This window comes from Pusillimonas sp. (assembly GCF_029263785.1).
Classification (GTDB): domain Bacteria; phylum Pseudomonadota; class Gammaproteobacteria; order Burkholderiales; family Burkholderiaceae_B; genus Pusillimonas.
The window spans coordinates 48,643-64,227 of sequence record NZ_JAJUFE010000005.1 but is presented as its reverse complement, the minus strand read 5'-3'; the positions used below and the strand labels follow the sequence as shown (position 1 = coordinate 64,227).

Annotated in this window: 13 protein-coding genes; 3 read left to right on the top strand and 10 right to left on the bottom strand. The window is 57.5% G+C overall.

What is annotated here, in order from left to right:
• Positions 1-71: 71 nt before the first annotated feature.
• The 4 genes from Q1J88_RS02725 to Q1J88_RS02710 all read right to left on the bottom strand — a co-directional run bounded on the left by Q1J88_RS02725 (position 72) and on the right by Q1J88_RS02710 (position 3,855).
• Entirely contained in the window at positions 72-1,862 is a 1,791-nt protein-coding gene (locus Q1J88_RS02725) for an aminopeptidase P family protein (RefSeq protein WP_301115881.1), read from the bottom strand.
• Between the two features lie 123 nt (positions 1,863-1,985).
• Positions 1,986-2,639: a 3-oxoacid CoA-transferase subunit B gene (locus Q1J88_RS02720; protein WP_301115880.1), complete on the bottom strand. Its 654-nt coding sequence runs from the start codon at positions 2,637-2,639 to the stop codon at positions 1,986-1,988.
• Positions 2,640-2,651: 12 nt separating this feature from the next.
• A complete protein-coding gene (locus Q1J88_RS02715) occupies positions 2,652-3,350 on the bottom strand; it encodes a CoA transferase subunit A (RefSeq protein ID WP_301115878.1) in 699 nt (232 codons plus the stop codon).
• Between the two features lie 52 nt (positions 3,351-3,402).
• Positions 3,403-3,855 (bottom strand): acyl-CoA thioesterase, encoded by a 453-nt coding sequence (locus tag Q1J88_RS02710; RefSeq protein ID WP_301115877.1) that lies wholly within the window; start codon positions 3,853-3,855, stop codon positions 3,403-3,405.
• Positions 3,856-4,071: 216 nt separating this feature from the next.
• On the opposite strand from Q1J88_RS02710, the gene Q1J88_RS02705 reads away from it, so the two are divergent.
• Positions 4,072-5,718 (top strand): electron transfer flavoprotein-ubiquinone oxidoreductase, encoded by a 1,647-nt coding sequence (locus tag Q1J88_RS02705; protein ID WP_301115876.1) that lies wholly within the window; start codon positions 4,072-4,074, stop codon positions 5,716-5,718.
• Positions 5,719-5,796: 78 nt separating this feature from the next.
• Here the strand turns inward: Q1J88_RS02705 and Q1J88_RS02700 are convergent, their stop codons facing one another.
• The 3 genes from Q1J88_RS02700 to Q1J88_RS02690 form a co-directional block, all read right to left on the bottom strand.
• Complete coding sequence (locus Q1J88_RS02700) at positions 5,797-6,699, bottom strand: DMT family transporter (protein WP_301115875.1); 903 nt, start codon at positions 6,697-6,699, stop codon at positions 5,797-5,799.
• A gap of 127 nt (positions 6,700-6,826) precedes the next feature.
• Positions 6,827-8,806 (bottom strand): acetate--CoA ligase, encoded by a 1,980-nt coding sequence (gene acs, locus Q1J88_RS02695; RefSeq protein ID WP_301115874.1) that lies wholly within the window; start codon positions 8,804-8,806, stop codon positions 6,827-6,829.
• Positions 8,807-8,867: 61 nt separating this feature from the next.
• A complete protein-coding gene (locus Q1J88_RS02690) occupies positions 8,868-10,223 on the bottom strand; it encodes an MFS transporter (protein WP_301115873.1) in 1,356 nt (451 codons plus the stop codon).
• A gap of 441 nt (positions 10,224-10,664) precedes the next feature.
• Between Q1J88_RS02690 and Q1J88_RS02685 the strand changes: the two genes are divergently transcribed.
• The gene (locus Q1J88_RS02685; protein ID WP_301115940.1) at positions 10,665-11,243 is read left to right on the top strand and encodes a C40 family peptidase; all 579 of its coding nucleotides are present in this window, start codon (positions 10,665-10,667) and stop codon (positions 11,241-11,243) included.
• Between the two features lie 29 nt (positions 11,244-11,272).
• Here the strand turns inward: Q1J88_RS02685 and Q1J88_RS02680 are convergent, their stop codons facing one another.
• From Q1J88_RS02680 to lptF, 3 genes are all read right to left on the bottom strand, one after another.
• Positions 11,273-11,605 (bottom strand): DUF2325 domain-containing protein, encoded by a 333-nt coding sequence (locus Q1J88_RS02680; RefSeq protein WP_301115872.1) that lies wholly within the window; start codon positions 11,603-11,605, stop codon positions 11,273-11,275.
• Positions 11,606-11,725: 120 nt separating this feature from the next.
• Positions 11,726-12,688 (bottom strand): CysB family HTH-type transcriptional regulator, encoded by a 963-nt coding sequence (locus Q1J88_RS02675; RefSeq protein ID WP_301115871.1) that lies wholly within the window; start codon positions 12,686-12,688, stop codon positions 11,726-11,728.
• A gap of 186 nt (positions 12,689-12,874) precedes the next feature.
• The gene (lptF, locus tag Q1J88_RS02670) at positions 12,875-13,990 is read right to left on the bottom strand and encodes an LPS export ABC transporter permease LptF (protein WP_301115870.1); all 1,116 of its coding nucleotides are present in this window, start codon (positions 13,988-13,990) and stop codon (positions 12,875-12,877) included.
• A gap of 67 nt (positions 13,991-14,057) precedes the next feature.
• Here lptF and Q1J88_RS02665 point away from each other — a divergent pair, with 67 nt between their 5' ends.
• Entirely contained in the window at positions 14,058-15,560 is a 1,503-nt protein-coding gene (locus Q1J88_RS02665) for a leucyl aminopeptidase (RefSeq protein ID WP_301115869.1), read from the top strand.
• Positions 15,561-15,585: the final 25 nt, after the last annotated feature.

The window sequence follows — 15,585 nt, the reverse complement described above, 5'->3', positions numbered from 1 at the left end:
ACGGACGTCAGTTGATCAGCACGAACTTCAAAACACATCAGGCTCATGGCAACCATCCGCGCTCACCCATTTCAAATCGGTTCCGTCCTGCGTATCAGCCACTCTAGCCCGTCACCATCAACATGCGGTGATAATCTCTCGCGCACCTCGCGGTGGTAATCATTGAGCCAGCCCCGCTCACCCTCATCCAGCATATCCACCAGTACACACCGCGTATCGATCGGGCATAGCGTAAGAGTCTCGAATTTCAGAAAGGAACCAAACTCGGACGCTCCTGCCTTCCGGCAGGCCACCAGATTCTCGATGCGTATGCCCCACTTTCCAGGTCTGTACAGGCCGGGTTCGTTCGACGTGATCATGCCTTCCTCCATTGCCATCGACGGCCGGGCAGGAGTTCGGTACGATATCGCCTGGGGTCCTTCGTGAACATTAAGAAAGTAGCCAACGCCGTGGCCGGTGCCGTGGCCAAAGTCGACCAGCTCCGCCCACAGAGGTTGCCGCGCAACTGCATCCAGGACGGGCGCTGCGACCCCCACCGGGAATACAGCACGGGACAGTGCGATCATTCCCTTCAATACCAGTGTGTAATCCCGTTTTTCTGCCTCGCTTGTCGTCCCTACGGGGACCACGCGCGTGATATCTGTCGTTCCGCCCAGATACTGCCCTCCTGAGTCGATCAATAACAGACCGTCCCCCTCGATAACAGCATGAGATTCCGGTGTCGCGTGGTAATGCGGCATCGCTCCGTTCGAGCGGTACGCGGCGATGGTCGAGAAGCTGGGCGACACGAAATTTTCGCGGCGCGCGCGAGCTTCGGTGATTTTCTCGTCTATGGTCAGTTCGGTAATTGGTTCTTTTCCCAACGCGGACTCAAACCAGGCAAAGAAATCGCACAAGGCTGCACCGTCTTGCTCCATGGCAAGCCGAACATGCGCGAGTTCTGCGCCGGTCTTGCGGGATTTGAGCAGGTGCGACGGGTTGATGGCTTCGACCAGCTCGGCCACGGCATGCCGTGTGATGCCGACCGTAGTTCGGGCCGGATCCACCAGAATCCGGTCGTTCGAAGGCAGCCCAGCCAGGACATCGCATGCCGCTTCATAGGGCAACAGCTCCACTCCGTCGGTTTTAAGGGATTCTTGCAGCGCGACGCTGATGCGAGAGGCATCGACAAAGAGTTTCGCCTCTTGCTCGCCCAACAGCAGGTGGGCCAGAAAGACGGGATTGTACGAGACATCGCCCCCACGCAGATTAAGAAGCCAGGCGATATCGTCCAGTGTTGAAATCCAGTGCCAGTCAACTTTTTCGCGCTTCATTGCCTCACGGACCGCGGCAAGGTTTCCGGCCCGGCTCCGGCATGCAAAAGGCGCGGGATGCTCGTACAGGGGCGAACTGGGCAATGAAGGCCGGTCGGACCATATTCGACCGGGCAAATCGACATCGGTCACCAGTTGGATCTGACTGGGCTGCAATTCGAGCGTCCAGTCCTGATATGTACGCAAAGCGAGTGTCAGACCATGGACGGCTACTCGCGCGCCGGCCGAAAGATGTCCTGTCAGCCAGCGGGGTATGGATGGAACATCGTCGGCGCCGGCACGCATCAGTTCTATGCCGGAACCGGCCAGATCATCGACGGCCTGTTCCCAGTAGCGGGAATCCGTCCATAGACCTGCAAACAATTGCGTGACAACCAAGGTGCCGGCAGAGCCTTCAAAACCGCTTAACCATGCGCGTGCCTGCCAATGGTCGGGCAAATACTCCGAAAGGTGCGGATCCGACGAAAGTACGACGCAGGCGTCAATGCCTTCTTTCGCCATGGCATTACGAAGCGCGGCGACGCGGCCGAAATATACGGAGCTATCCATGAAGTTACCTTGCTTAAAGAGACAGCGCCCGTAAACGAAGACGGGCGCTGAATTGAATCACGCAACTGCGCAGACGATACCCGGCGAACGGCCGGTCTCAAGACTGCTCTGGTTCGCGGCTGCTCAGGCGACTGCGGAAACGTCCAGTTTAGCCTTTGTCTTGGCCTGGATTTCTTCCACCGTAACGCCTGGAGCGACTTCGATCAATTTTAGGCCGTCGTCGGTTACCTCCATGACACCCAGGTCGGTGATGATGAGGTCGACCACGCCGACACCGGTCAAAGGCAGTGTGCACTCTGGCAGGAGTTTGAAGTCTTCGGTACCGTCCTTCTTGCGTGCCACGTGCTCCATCAGGACGACGACACGTCCCACGCCGGCGACGAGATCCATGGCGCCGCCCATACCCTTGATCATTTTTCCCGGGATCATCCAATTGGCCAGATCGCCTTTTTCAGACACCTGCATGGCGCCCAATATGGCCAGATTTATCTTGCCGCCGCGTATCATGGCGAACGATTCTGCCGACGAGAAAAAAGACGAACCCGGCAAGGTGGTGACTGTCTGCTTGCCCGCATTGATCAGGTCTGCGTCGATTTCTTCTTCGGTAGGAAACGGGCCAATTCCCAGCAGGCCGTTTTCGGATTGCAGCCAGACCTCGACACCGGGTGGTACATGATTAGCCACCAGGGTGGGCATGCCTATACCCAGGTTGACGTAGAAGCCATCTTGCAATTCGCGCGCTGCGCGCGCAGCCATTTCATCTCGATTCCATGCCATGTTCGTGTCTCCTCAGGCGTTGCGCACGGTGCGATGTTCGATGTGCTTGGCGGGGTTCGCGTTCAATACGATGCGATGCACATAAATGCCGGGCAGGTGAATGGAATCCGGATCCAGCTCGCCCGTTTCAACGATTTTTTCGACCTCTACAATGCTGATCTTTCCAGCCATGGCCACATCCGGATTGAAGTTGCGGGCAGTCTTGCGAAAAATCAGATTGCCGCTGCGGTCGGCAATGTAGGCCTTGGCCAGCGATACATCCGGCACCAGAGCCCGTTCCAGCACATATTGTTCGCCGTCGAACTCTCGCACCTCTTTGCCTTCTGCCACCATGGTTCCGACACCTGTGCGGGTGAAGAAAGCCGGAATGCCTGCGCCGCCGGCACGCAGTTTTTCTGCGAGGGTTCCTTGGGGCGTGAACTCAAGCTCGAGCTCGCCAGCCAGAAACTGCCGCTCGAACTCCTTGTTCTCGCCAACGTAGGAAGAGATCATCTTCTTGATTTGACGGGTGGCAAGCAATTGCCCCAGGCCCAGACCATCGACACCGGCATTATTGCTGATGCATGTAAGGCCCTGAACACCCGAATCGCGCAGCGCTTCGATCAGGGCTTCAGGAATACCGCACAGACCAAACCCGCCAACGGCAATGGTCTGGCCATTTGCAACTATTCCATCCAGTGCTTCTGCGGCACTTGCATAGACTTTATCCATCTCTCCATCCCAAAAAATGCGTCCGGCTCAAAGGGTGCCGAACGGTTGAAAATCAGCCTTGTTCTTCCGGCTTGAAACATCGCGCGTACGCGGCCAGCTGATGTTCGAACCAGGGACACGGTTGCCCCGTGGCCGACTCGGTATTTACAGTGATGTTCTTTCCCCGCGCATAAACGACTCCGGGATCGTCCTGACGTTCGATGACGAAATCGTACTCCATGCTGGTACGCCCGAATTTTACGAACACCAGCTTGACGACCGCAGTACCTGGATACAGCAACGGACGAAGAAAGTCGCAACTGGCATGTACCAGGACGGGGTCATATTCCCCCGGCACAGGCATGCCGGCCTGTAAATACAATAGCGCGCGGGCTTCTTCCACGTAACGAAAATAAAGCGTGTTATTGACGTGGTGCAAGGCGTCCTGATCGCCCCAGCGCAAAGGAAGCACGCATTCAAATATGTGTCCCGCCAATGGCACAGCGGATACTTCGTCATGCAGCATAGTGGCCAACGTTCGGTGTCAAAAAATAATATTGGCCCAGTATATAACGCCGGCATAGCGCCATTTGCGACCCATCCCCCCCACCCCGGGGCGGTCTGCAATACAATCAGCTTAAAGCTTTATTTATAAAATCCTTGTGCTCATGTATCGCCCCGCGTGCGGGCGACGCGGCTTCTGCTGCCACAAGACAGAAATTAATACGGGAGATCCATATACATGGCCGAGCGCGAATCAATGGAATATGACGTCGTCATCGTCGGAGCAGGCCCCGCAGGGCTTGCCAGTGCCATCCGCCTCAAGCAGCTCGCCGCACAGCGGCAAAGCGAAATCAGTGTCTGCGTGCTCGAGAAAGGGTCCGAGGTCGGAGCACATATTCTGTCCGGCGCAGTCATGGACACAAAGGCGCTCGACGAGCTTATTCCTGACTGGAAGGACAAAGGCGCGCCCCTTCACGTTCCCGTGACAGAAGACAAGTTCCTGTTCCTCACTGCCAAAGGGGCAAGAAGCACGCCAAACTGGCTGTTGCCGGAATGCTTCCAGAATCATGGAAACTACGTCGTCCGACTGGGTGATGTCACGCGCTGGCTAGGTGAACAGGCCGAAGCCCTGGGGGTCGAGATTTTCCCGGGTTTTGCAGCCGCAGAAGTCCTTTATACCGAAGATGGTGCTGTCAAGGGCGTCGCAACCGGTGATATGGGTGTGGCACGCGACGGCTCACACACACCCAATTACCAGCCAGGTATGGAACTGCATGCGCGCTACACGCTTTTTGCCGAGGGGTCCCGCGGGCAATTGGGTCGTCAGCTGATCGAACGCTTCAAGCTCGATGAAGGTCGTAACCCGCAAAGCTATGCCATCGGCATCAAGGAAATGTGGGAAGTCGACCCCGCGCAGTCGCAGCCCGGGCTGGTCATGCACACATCTGGATGGCCGCTCGATTCCGACACCTACGGCGGCTCGTTCTTATATCACCTGTCAGACAACCTGGTAGTGGTGGGCCTGGTGGTGGGTCTGGACTATGCCAACCCCTGGCTGTCGCCCTTCGAGGAATTTCAGCGCTTCAAGACGCATCCGGCCATTCGCCCCACTTTCGAAGGCGGCAAGCGCATCGCCTACGGTGCCCGTTCGCTTACCGCTGGCGGCCTGCTTTCCTTGCCCAAGCTGATCTTCCCGGGTGGCGCAATGGTCGGCTGCGAAGCGGGCTTCCTCAATGCGTCACGCATCAAAGGCAGCCACGCTGCCATCAAGAGTGGTTCGCTGGCGGCCGAAGCGGTGTTCGAGGCCTTGTCGGCCGGACGACAGCACGATGAACTGCGTGCCTTCCCCGAGGCATTCGAGAAATCGTGGCTGCATGCCGAACTCAACAAGGCGCGGAACTTCAAGCAGTGGTTCAAGAAGGGTCGCACTATCGGCACCCTGATGACAGGCATCGAGCAATGGCTGCTAAAAGGCAAGATGCCCTGGACCTTGCGCCACAACAAGCCAGACCATGCCTGTTTGCAACCAGCCTCTGAGTGCGCCCGCATTGAATACCCGAAGCCAGACGGCAAACTGACATTCGATCGACTGAGCTCGGTGTTTATTTCAAATACCAACCACGACGAAAACGAGCCCATCCACCTTACGTTGAAAGATCCGTCGGTGCCGGTAGAAATCAACCTGGCCAAGTACGGCGGACCCGAGGCTCGCTACTGTCCGGCCGGCGTCTATGAGTTCATCAAGGATGACAGCGGCAAGGACCGCCTGCAGATCAACGCGCAAAACTGCGTACACTGCAAGACCTGCGACATCAAGGACCCTACACAGAATATTGTGTGGGTGGCCCCTCAAGGCGGTGAAGGCCCGGTCTACAACGGCATGTAGCCTAATTGTCGGTATCGCCGGCTGAACGCACCCCAAATAGCTGATTCTTCCAGCCAGGCTATTTGGGGTGTTTTTACGTCATGCGTTCCTGGGCTTTTTGTCGGACGAGGCCTTGGGCGTCCACGATACGATGACAAGTCCGACCATCATCAACAACATGCCGATCTGTTCGAGGGGCTCCGGACGCTCGCCAAGGACGATCCAGGCACCAATGACGGCGACCACCGGTACGCCCAGCCCGGCCATTCCCGCCACGGTCGGGTGGATTCGACTCACAACCATCAGCCACAGCCCCCAGGCGGCAGCCGACGACATCACACCCAGATAAAGTATGCCCAATACAGCTTCGCCGTCCCAAACGATGGTGGGTTGAGGGATCAGCCATCCAAATGGCAGCGCCAGCAGGGTGCCAAGAAGCAACTGCCACATGGTCAGACTGAGCACATCGGGCCGACTGCGCTGAAACATCATCTTGCTGAACAAGGTACCCAGGGCCCAGGACATGCCACCGCCAAGAGCCAGCAAGGAAGGAATGATCCCGCCCAGACCCTGCCACGGCTGTATGACCACGGTCAGCCCCACAGCTGCTGGAATAAAACCTATCCAATGCCGCCGCGTGGGCCGGTCGCCAATGACGGCCCATGCAAACAACGCCACCCAGAAAGGCATGGTGTATGCCACCATGACGACCCGCCCCGTGCCTCCGGCAACCAGCGCCATTTGAACCAGACACTGGTATGCCGTTGTCTGAAACACCGCGATGCCGATCGTGAACCAGAAAGGAGGGAATTTGAGCGGACGCCGCAGAGCCAGAACAATAACCAGCAAGGTCACAAACCCCACCGCATATCGCAATGCCACCAGGTCGAACGGACCGATGCGCTGCGCCAGCGCCTTCATCATGACCCAGCCACTACCCCATATCAACACTGTCACCGCCATCCACATCAAGGCGGCACGATCAGACTGCGCTTTATTCACCCCCACTCCCATAAGTTGGGCCGGGTAGCCATGCTACCCGGCCCGGTCCGAAAATTCCTTATTGTCCGTTTGGTGCCGGCAACAGAGCGAACCTGGCTCGCTCATTCTCCGGCATGGCCGGCAACAATCAAACAGATTGTGAAAGCTGGTTCAAGATCGCAGGATTCTCGAGCGTGGACACATCCTGGGTCACTTCTTCGCCCTTGGCTACTACCCGGAGCAGGCGACGCATAATCTTGCCGGAACGGGTTTTCGGCAGGTTCTCGCCAAACCGGATGTCGCGAGGCTTGGCGATTGGTCCGATTTCATGCGCCACCCAATCGCGCAGTTGCTTGGCGATTTCAACAGCCTCTTCACCTTGAGGCAGATCGCGCTTGAGCACGACAAACGCCACCACAGCCTCGCCGGTCGTGCTATCGGGCCGCCCAACCACGGCAGCCTCGGCCACCAGTGGATGAGAGACCAGCGCCGATTCGACTTCCATGGTGCCCAGACGATGACCCGAGACGTTCAGGACGTCGTCGACGCGCCCCATGATCCAAAAATAGCCGTCGGTGTCGCGCTGTGCACTGTCGCCGGCAAGATAATAGCCCTTGAGCTCGGGGGGGAAATAGCTGCTCTTGAATCGCTCGGGGTCGCCCCATACCGTGCGGATCATGCCCGGCCATGGGCGCTTGATAGCCAGGAAGCCACCCTTGCCAGGCTCCACATCCTTGCCGGCCTCATCGACGACACCGGCTACGATGCCCGGTAACGGCAATGTGCACGAACCCGGTTTAAGCGGTGTAGCACCCGGCAGGGGAGCGATCATGTGACCACCGGTTTCGGTCTGCCACCAGGTATCCAGCACCGGGCAGCGTTCGCCACCAACATTGGTGTAGTACCACATCCAGGCCTCGGGGTTGATGGGCTCGCCCACCGAACCAATAATGCGCAGGCTGCTCAGATCGTACCGGCGCGGATGCACGTCGGCGTTGGTTTCAGCCGCCTTGGTCAGGGAGCGGATGGCTGTGGGAGCCGTGTAAAACACCGTGACCTTGTGGCGCTGGATCATCTCCCAGAATCGGCCGGCATCGGGATAGGTCGGTACACCCTCGAACACAATCTGAGTCAGCCCCGCCGCCAGAGGCCCGTAAGTAATGTAAGTATGACCGGTGACCCAGCCCACGTCGGCCGTACACCAATACACATCGGTGTCCTTGGCGTCAAACGTCCATTTGGTGGTCAGCAATGCCCACAACAGGAAACCCGCCGATGCATGTTGCACGCCCTTGGGCTTGCCCGTGGACCCTGACGTATACAGAATGAATAGCGGATGCTCGGCATTGACGGGTACCGCCTCGCAGGTGGTGGGCTGCCCTTGGCAGAGGTCGTGCATCCATAGATCGCGTCCTTCTGTCCAGTCGATCGTGCCGCCGGTTCGACGATAGACAATTACATGGCGGATTGCGTCGCACCCGCCCATGCCAAAGGCTTCATCGACGGCCGGCTTGAGAGGGATGGCTCGGCCACCGCGCAATTGCTCGTCGGCCGTAATGACCAGGGTGGCCCCGACATCAACGATACGATCATTGAGACTTCTGGCCGAGAACCCGCCGAATACAACGGAATGAACAATGCCCAGACGCGCGCAGGCCTGCATGGCAACCACTGCCTCAATGGACATGGGCAAATAGATAATGGCGCGTTCTCCGGCCTTGTAGCCCAGAGACTTGATACCGTTGGCAAATTCGCAGACGCGGGCGTGAAGCTCGCGGTACGTTATCTTCGTGACCTTGCCATCGTCCGACTCAAAAATAATCGCCGTCTTATCGGCGGTCGGCGTGTCGAGATGCTTGTCCAGGCAGTTGGCTGAAACGTTTAGTTCACCATCAGAAAACCATTTGTAGAACGGTGCGTCCGACTCGTCCAATACAGTGGAAAACGGCTTGTCCCAGAGCAGGTTTTCTCGCGCCAGGCGGCTCCAGAATTCGTCCGGCGACTTTTCTGCTTCGTCGCATAAGGCCCGGTAGGCATCCATACCCGATATGTTTGCCTGTTCTACAAGGGCCTTGAAGGGTTGAAAAACGCGCTTTTCGACCAGGACTGATTCGACCGCACTTGACATGACTGACTCCTATTTTTGGTTTGTCCCATAGACTTAATAACCGTCTACACTGACTGGACGCTTACAGGGGTACAGTATCGCGCACACGCGCTCCTCGCGCAAAGTCGAGTCGGGTAAGCACGATCAGACCGGCTACAAAAAACAGGCCTGTAATCAGTAGCGCAAGTCGATGATTGCCGTCGGTGACCCAGGTGACCACGCCATAACTTAATGGCCCGACAACAGCGGCAAGCTGCGTGGCAAAAGTCCAAAGAGAGTAGAACTCTGCCAGCCGACGTGTGGGCGCCAGCCCTCCAACCATGGCCCGGCCGGCGCTCTGACTCGTACCCATGCATAGGCCGGCCAGCGTAGCAGCAATCCAGAAGACCCAGACCTGCACGGCCGAATACGCCACCAGTACCATGGCGATCCAGCCAAACAACGTAATGGTCAATGCCCTCTTGTGGCCCACCCGGTCTTGAAAGTGGCCGAACGTCAGTGCGCCCGCTGCCGCCGCGATATTGACGGTGAACACCAGAACCATGGTTTGAGCCATGGTGAAGCCCATTGCCTGATTGGCGTAAACTGCCGCCAGGGTCACGACTACCGAGATGCCTGCGTGATAGAAGGCCCCACAAATGAGCAGAAGACGGAAGTCCTTGAAATGCTGCCCGGTTTCGTGCCAGGCTTGCGCCAGGCGCTTCAGCCAACCCAGGGCAGGCCGATTATTAGGCGCGCTGCGCTCGCGCAAAAACATGAAAGAAGGAACGGCCGCCACTGCAAACACGAAGGCGGTCAGCAGCATGACATACGGAACGTATTGCTGCGCTTCGGCACCACGTGAAGATGCCCAGCCCACCAGGCCCAAGGACAAGCCCAGGGTGAGCATTCCGCCAAAATACCCAAAGCCCCAGCCCCAGCCAGACACGCGACCCAGGGCGTTCGGGCGTGCCATTTCGGGAAGAAAGGCCGCCACGACCGACTCGCCGACGCAATAACAATAGTTGGACACGGCCAAGAGCACCAGGGCCAGGGCGATATCCCCGGGGCCAGCCAAAGCCAATAGTGCCGTGGCTACCACGCATCCAGCAGTGCTGCTGAACAAGAGCCGGCGCTTTCCGGCACGGGCATCGGCCCGTGCTCCCAAACTCGGCATGGTGAGCATGATGACCAGGTACGACAGGGACAGTGCCATCGTGAAGGCGAGTGTGGCCCAACTGCGGCCTTCGGCCACGACACCGACAAAATAGGTGCTAAATACAGTGGTGATGACAACAGTGGTATACCCGGAATTGGCGAAGTCGTACATGGCCCATGCCCAGACCTCGCGCATGCTGACACCGGGTTTGAGCGCACTGCGAAACAGGCCGGACTCTGAAGGCAACTGACGCGAAGGGTCGGTGGAGTCGACCTGCGGATTCGACACCGGGCCGGTCATGAGCCAGGCCTGCCTTCTGGGCGCGCAGCGCCGGCACGATCAAAAATGTGCGTTCCAACGTTCAATTTTCCGTCTCCATACTGGATTTTTGATTATCTCGCTCTTTTGTTCCGCCATTTCGGCCACATCATGCCATATTCGGATTCGTCATTTACACGAAATTGGCAGGCATTGCTGTCAAGTAAATTGGGCCACTAAATTGTAACTTCGCTTTACCTGCCAAAGTCATTTCGTTAAACTCGGGGCAGTTTTTTTGGCCGGGCGCTTGATTCTCGCGCGTCTATGGTTATTTGAACCTTTCCCATTGCGGGGCAGGGCCAACTATCTACGACGTTAACGCGTATATTTCAGGAAATCTCGTTACTCATGCCGCCTCAACTCACTCCATCGATTCCGAAGCTCACCACTCGTAGTCTATGGCGCGCAGGCAAGGTCCTGCTAGTGAGCTCCACCCTGGCGCTTGTGGGATGCGCCACCAATCCCGATTCCCAGCAGTACGCCGACAACGATTCGCATCACCTCATTGTTCGCGACAGCTATCTTTCCAGAACCAAATCCGACCCGCTGGGTGCCTGGCTGGCCAGCCCCGAATTCAATCGGGCCCGTGGCGGATACAGCGCCGAGCCTCGCACACAAACAATGGTCGGCACGGCATTGGGCCTGCTCGGTACCAAATACAAGTATGGCGGCGAATCCCCCAGCACCGGTTTCGATTGCAGCGGGCTCGTCAGCTATGCCGCCGAGAAATCCCTGGGCCTGAAACTCCCTCGCCGTTCTGCCGATATTGCACGTCACGGAATCTCGGTCAAAAAATCCGAGCTAAAGCGCGGAGATCTGGTCTTCTTCAATACGCGCGGTGCCCGGTTTTCTCATGTCGGCATTTACTTGGGCAACCACAAATTTGTCCATGCGCCCCGAACGGGGGCCGTGGTACGTATCGAAGACATGACGGCATCGTACTGGCGCAAGCGCTATAACGGAGCCCGTCGTCTGGTGGCATCTGCGACCGGCTCCAAATAATTAGCTGTTACTGCGCCAATGAATCGCTGCTAGCGCGCAGCGCTTCTCGTCGGGCATGCTTCGCAGTACCCGCTTTGAGTCAAGGCCCGCTTCATGCAGCAGACAGAGCGCCGGCACACCAACACCCTGACCCCAGAACGCTGCGCGGCGGCGCGGAAGGTTTTCATTACATTGTGACCCAGGAAATCGGTCAATAAGATCAACAGATCAGTGCCCGAGGGAAGCTGCAACGTTTTCTTTTGATGCGCGGGGTCTCGCCCGCTGATGTGCTGCTTGATGGCAATATTGTGACCCTTCAGCAACTCCGGAATATTGCCTAGGCGATCGGCTCCGACCACAACTGCGCTGAACGTTTGCGTCATGAAGACTCTCCCCGATATTCAATCGTCTCCGTAACGATAATCATTCTTATCTATATAGTCAATAGGAATCATTCTTATTTTTGGAGGGTCGCCTTACACCACCACAGCCGGCCTGAAGGTCTAACCGTTGACTACCTGGCGCAAGGGTTCGGAGTCGACGGCTTCCTGGACCACATCACGGCTCAGCTCGGGCGACAGCATTTCAAGCAAGACGTATACATAATCGCGCAGGAACACGCCTGACTTTACCGCTACCCTTGTGGTGTGCGTCCCGAAAAGATGGCCGGCGGGAATTCCCACCATCCCCTTGTCACGGCGGGGGTCAAAGGCCATGCCGGCAATAATGCCCACACCCAGACCGACATCAACATAGGTCTTGATGATATCGGCATCGATCGCCTCAAGCACAATATCAGGCGTGATGCCGGCCGCGGCAAAAACTTCATCAATGGTGCAGCGACCCGAAAACTGTCGGTCGTAGGTGATGATCGGATATTCGGCCAGTTGCTCCAGGGAAATTGACCTTGCTTCGCTGGACGTGAGCTCGGCCAACGGATGATCCGGCCGGATCACGATGACGTGATCCCATGAGTACACTGGCAGGGTGGCCAGGCCCGGGGTTCGGGCCAAGGACTCCGTTGCTATGGCAAGATCGGCCTGCTCATGAAGCACCATCTGAGCCAGCGTGGGCGGATTACCTTCTGCCAGGGAAACTCGAACCTTGGGAAAACGCTCGCGAAAGGCGGGTATGACCTTGGGCAGGATATAGCGGGCTTGCGCGTGCGTGCAGCCTATGACCACCCCGCCCTCGTCCCGATGCGCGAATTCGTCGCTGACCTTCTTCAGGTTGTCCACTTCACGCATGATGCGGTCAATGACCTGCGCCACCACCGCACCCGGCTTGGTCAACCCTTTGATTCGCTTGCCGTGGCGCTCGAAGATCTTGATGCCGAGTTCATCCTCGAATTCGATGATGGACTTGGACACCCCTGGCTGAGAAGTGAACAGCGCACGCGCCGCTTCTGTAAGATTGAAGTTGCGACGGATGGTTTCACGTACGAATCGGAACTGTTGCAGGTTCATGATGGATAGACCGGTTTAGACCTATCCATTATAAGTAATATAAAACCAACTCCAAATTATTTTTGGATATATACATATGGCAACTGTGCGCCCGCTTCCGTCGTGATGGGATACGGCACTATGAATCGGGGCAGGTTTGCCGAAGTTGCCCATAGATAGCCGATTTTGACTTCAACATAGCCAAGATCAATCAGCGGGGACAGGGGTTTGCCTGGGAGCCTTGATGCGTAATTTACGCCACATCATGAATGCCATCAGGGCGGCAAACACTCCGTGTACCAGCCAAACGCCCAGGCCGAAGCTAAGCTGTCCATTACCTATCCAGCCTCGAGACAGGTTGATGAGATTCATGTACAGCAGGCCCACAAGTCCGGCGATAAGCAGGTCTCCGGAGCGCCCCAGACGCGGGTTGACCGACCCCAAAGGTATGGCCAGCAAAGCAAGGTTCAGCGCCGCCAGCGGCAGCGCCAGTCGCCACATGATTTGCGACCGCGCATTGTCGTTTCCGTCCAGAAACAGTTGCTCGGTAGGACGGGCCTTGATCTGGCGTTCGGCAAGCTCACGCATGGCCTGGGGAGATGTCGCATCCGAACTGCTTTCCAGTCGAAAGCCATAGTGTTCGAAGTCAAACAAGCGGAACTCGGACGAGCCGTTGCGCAGATCGTAGCGGTGCCCCTCGTTCAAGACCAGGAATCGATCACCGTTCTCTTCGGTCTGGATGTGTGCACTTTCGGCAGCGATGACACTCAACCATTCCGGGTCAAGCACCCGCGCAACCACGCGGCCCAGCTCATCATCTGCAGACACCGGCTCTTCGGCAAAAAATACACGCGCGCCCTCTTGAGTCTCGATAAACTGCCCGACGGTCACCTTTGAAATGTCGGATCGTTGCTCATAACGCTGCCGATACTCGGCGATCTGCCGATAAGCCCACGGCGAGGCAAACAAGGTCAGGAAGGCAATGAGCAACGCGACAGGAACCGCACATCGCAAAACCGGCCGGATCCAGTCTTTCAATGACAAACCGCTTGCAAACCAGACCACCATTTCGGATTCCCGGAAATTTCGGGTGACGGTTGTCAATACGGCGATGAACAGCGACACAGAAAGTATGACCGGCAACGCAGTGATACTTGAAAACGTGGCCAAGCCCAGGACAACGTCTCCACCGATAGCGCCGTTGGCCGCCTCGCCCAGCAAGCGAACCAGCAATACGCTAAGCCACACTACCAGCAAGGTGGAAAACACCACGCCGGCATGGCTCAGGATTTCGGAGACAACGGAACGCTTGAATAGTGACATGAGACAATATGCTGGATAATCGAAATTTCACATAACAGTATCTGCAAGACACCTTAGGGAAACTCGTATGGAATTTAGCACACAGACTTCGGCCTCTTTGCATCAGATCAAAACTGCGGCACTGGCGGTCGGCGTCTTTGCCGACGGTGTGCTCGGCAATGCAGCCGACATTATTGATAATGCAAGCGGTGGCGCCATCCGCGACGTGCTTAAAGCCGAATTTACGGCCAAGCCGAATACGCATCTGGTGCTGCGCAACCTTCCTGGCGTAGCGGCTGCTCGCGTCATTTTAGTCGGCTTGGGCAAACAAGAAAGTTACAACGCCAAAGTTCATGCCGGAGCCGAACAAGCCTTTGCAAATTATTGTGCGCAGGCTCGCCTTTCCGAGGGCGTCTCGACGCTCGCCTCGATTGACTGCCCCGACACCACTTTACGCAGCCGCGCACAGGCCTGCGCGATAGCAGCCGGTCAGGCGGTCTACCGATACGATGCCACGCTGGGCAAGAAAGACAGCAAGGACCAGCCGAAGCTTAAGAAAATCACGGTTCATGTCCCCCGCGCGCAAGCTGCTCAGGCACAACAAGGGCTGGCTGCCGGTCGCGCCATCGCCAATGGCATGCAGCTTGCACGCAAGCTAGGTGATCTGCCTGGTAACGTATGTACTCCAACCTACCTTGGCAACACCGCCAAAGAACTTGCGCGCGAGTTCAAATCCTTGTCTGCCAGAGTGCTCAACACCAAGCAGATTGAAGCCCTCAAGATGGGCTCCTTCCTGTCGGTAGCCAAAGGCTCCAGCCAGCCTCCCGCGTTCATCGAACTCAAGTACCAGCCGGCCGGCACACGTGGCGCAAAGTCCGCCAAGGCACCGATCGTCCTGGTTGGCAAAGGCATTACCTTTGACGCCGGCGGCATCTCGCTGAAGCCTGCCGCCAACATGGACGAGATGAAGTACGACATGTGCGGGGCCGCCAGCGTGCTTGGTACCATGCGCGCTGTTGCCGAACTTGAACTCGATCAACCTGTAGTTGCCCTGATTCCTGCTTGCGAAAACCTGCCCAGCGGCCTGGCAAACAAACCCGGCGACGTGGTTACCAGCATGTCAGGGCAAACCATAGAAATCCTCAATACGGATGCTGAGGGGCGCCTGGTTCTTTGCGATGCCCTTACCTATGCAGAACGCTTCAGGCCGGCCGCCGTGATCGACGTCGCCACGCTGACCGGCGCCTGCGTGGTCGCACTGGGTCATGTCAACACCGGACTGTTCTCGAAAGACGACGAACTTGCCGAGAGCCTGCTCAAGGCCGGTCGCACCGCCAACGACCCGGCGTGGCGCATGCCGCTGGACGACGCCTATCAAGAGCAACTTCGTTCCAGCTTTGCGGATATCGCCAACATCGGTGGCCCACCGGCCGGGTCGGTTACTGCGGCCTGCTTCCTTTCCCGCTTTACCGAGAAATATCGATGGGCGCACCTGGACATCGCCGGTACTGCCTGGCGTTCCGGCAAGGACAAAGGGGCCTCCGGCCGTCCCGTTCCGCTGCTGGTCCAGTTCCTTCAGGATCAAGCCTGAGGCATGAGCTTTGCCGGCGCTCAGC

Excerpts from the sequence above, each read along its gene's own strand:
- Q1J88_RS02710 (WP_301115877.1), bottom strand. The coding sequence starts at position 3,855 with ATGCTGCATGACGAAGTATCCGCTGTGCCATTGGCGGGACACATATTT.
- Q1J88_RS02665 (WP_301115869.1), top strand. The coding sequence starts at position 14,058 with ATGGAATTTAGCACACAGACTTCGGCCTCTTTGCATCAGATCAAAACT.
- Q1J88_RS02705 (WP_301115876.1), top strand. The coding sequence starts at position 4,072 with ATGGCCGAGCGCGAATCAATGGAATATGACGTCGTCATCGTCGGAGCA.
- Q1J88_RS02720 (WP_301115880.1), bottom strand. The coding sequence starts at position 2,639 with ATGGCATGGAATCGAGATGAAATGGCTGCGCGCGCAGCGCGCGAATTG.
- Q1J88_RS02725 (WP_301115881.1), bottom strand. The coding sequence starts at position 1,862 with ATGGATAGCTCCGTATATTTCGGCCGCGTCGCCGCGCTTCGTAATGCC.
- Q1J88_RS02715 (WP_301115878.1), bottom strand. The coding sequence starts at position 3,350 with ATGGATAAAGTCTATGCAAGTGCCGCAGAAGCACTGGATGGAATAGTT.
- acs (WP_301115874.1), bottom strand. The coding sequence starts at position 8,806 with ATGTCAAGTGCGGTCGAATCAGTCCTGGTCGAAAAGCGCGTTTTTCAA.
- Q1J88_RS02680 (WP_301115872.1), bottom strand. The coding sequence starts at position 11,605 with ATGACGCAAACGTTCAGCGCAGTTGTGGTCGGAGCCGATCGCCTAGGC.
- Q1J88_RS02675 (WP_301115871.1), bottom strand. The coding sequence starts at position 12,688 with ATGAACCTGCAACAGTTCCGATTCGTACGTGAAACCATCCGTCGCAAC.
- lptF (WP_301115870.1), bottom strand. The coding sequence starts at position 13,990 with ATGTCACTATTCAAGCGTTCCGTTGTCTCCGAAATCCTGAGCCATGCC.
- Q1J88_RS02690 (WP_301115873.1), bottom strand. The coding sequence starts at position 10,223 with ATGACCGGCCCGGTGTCGAATCCGCAGGTCGACTCCACCGACCCTTCG.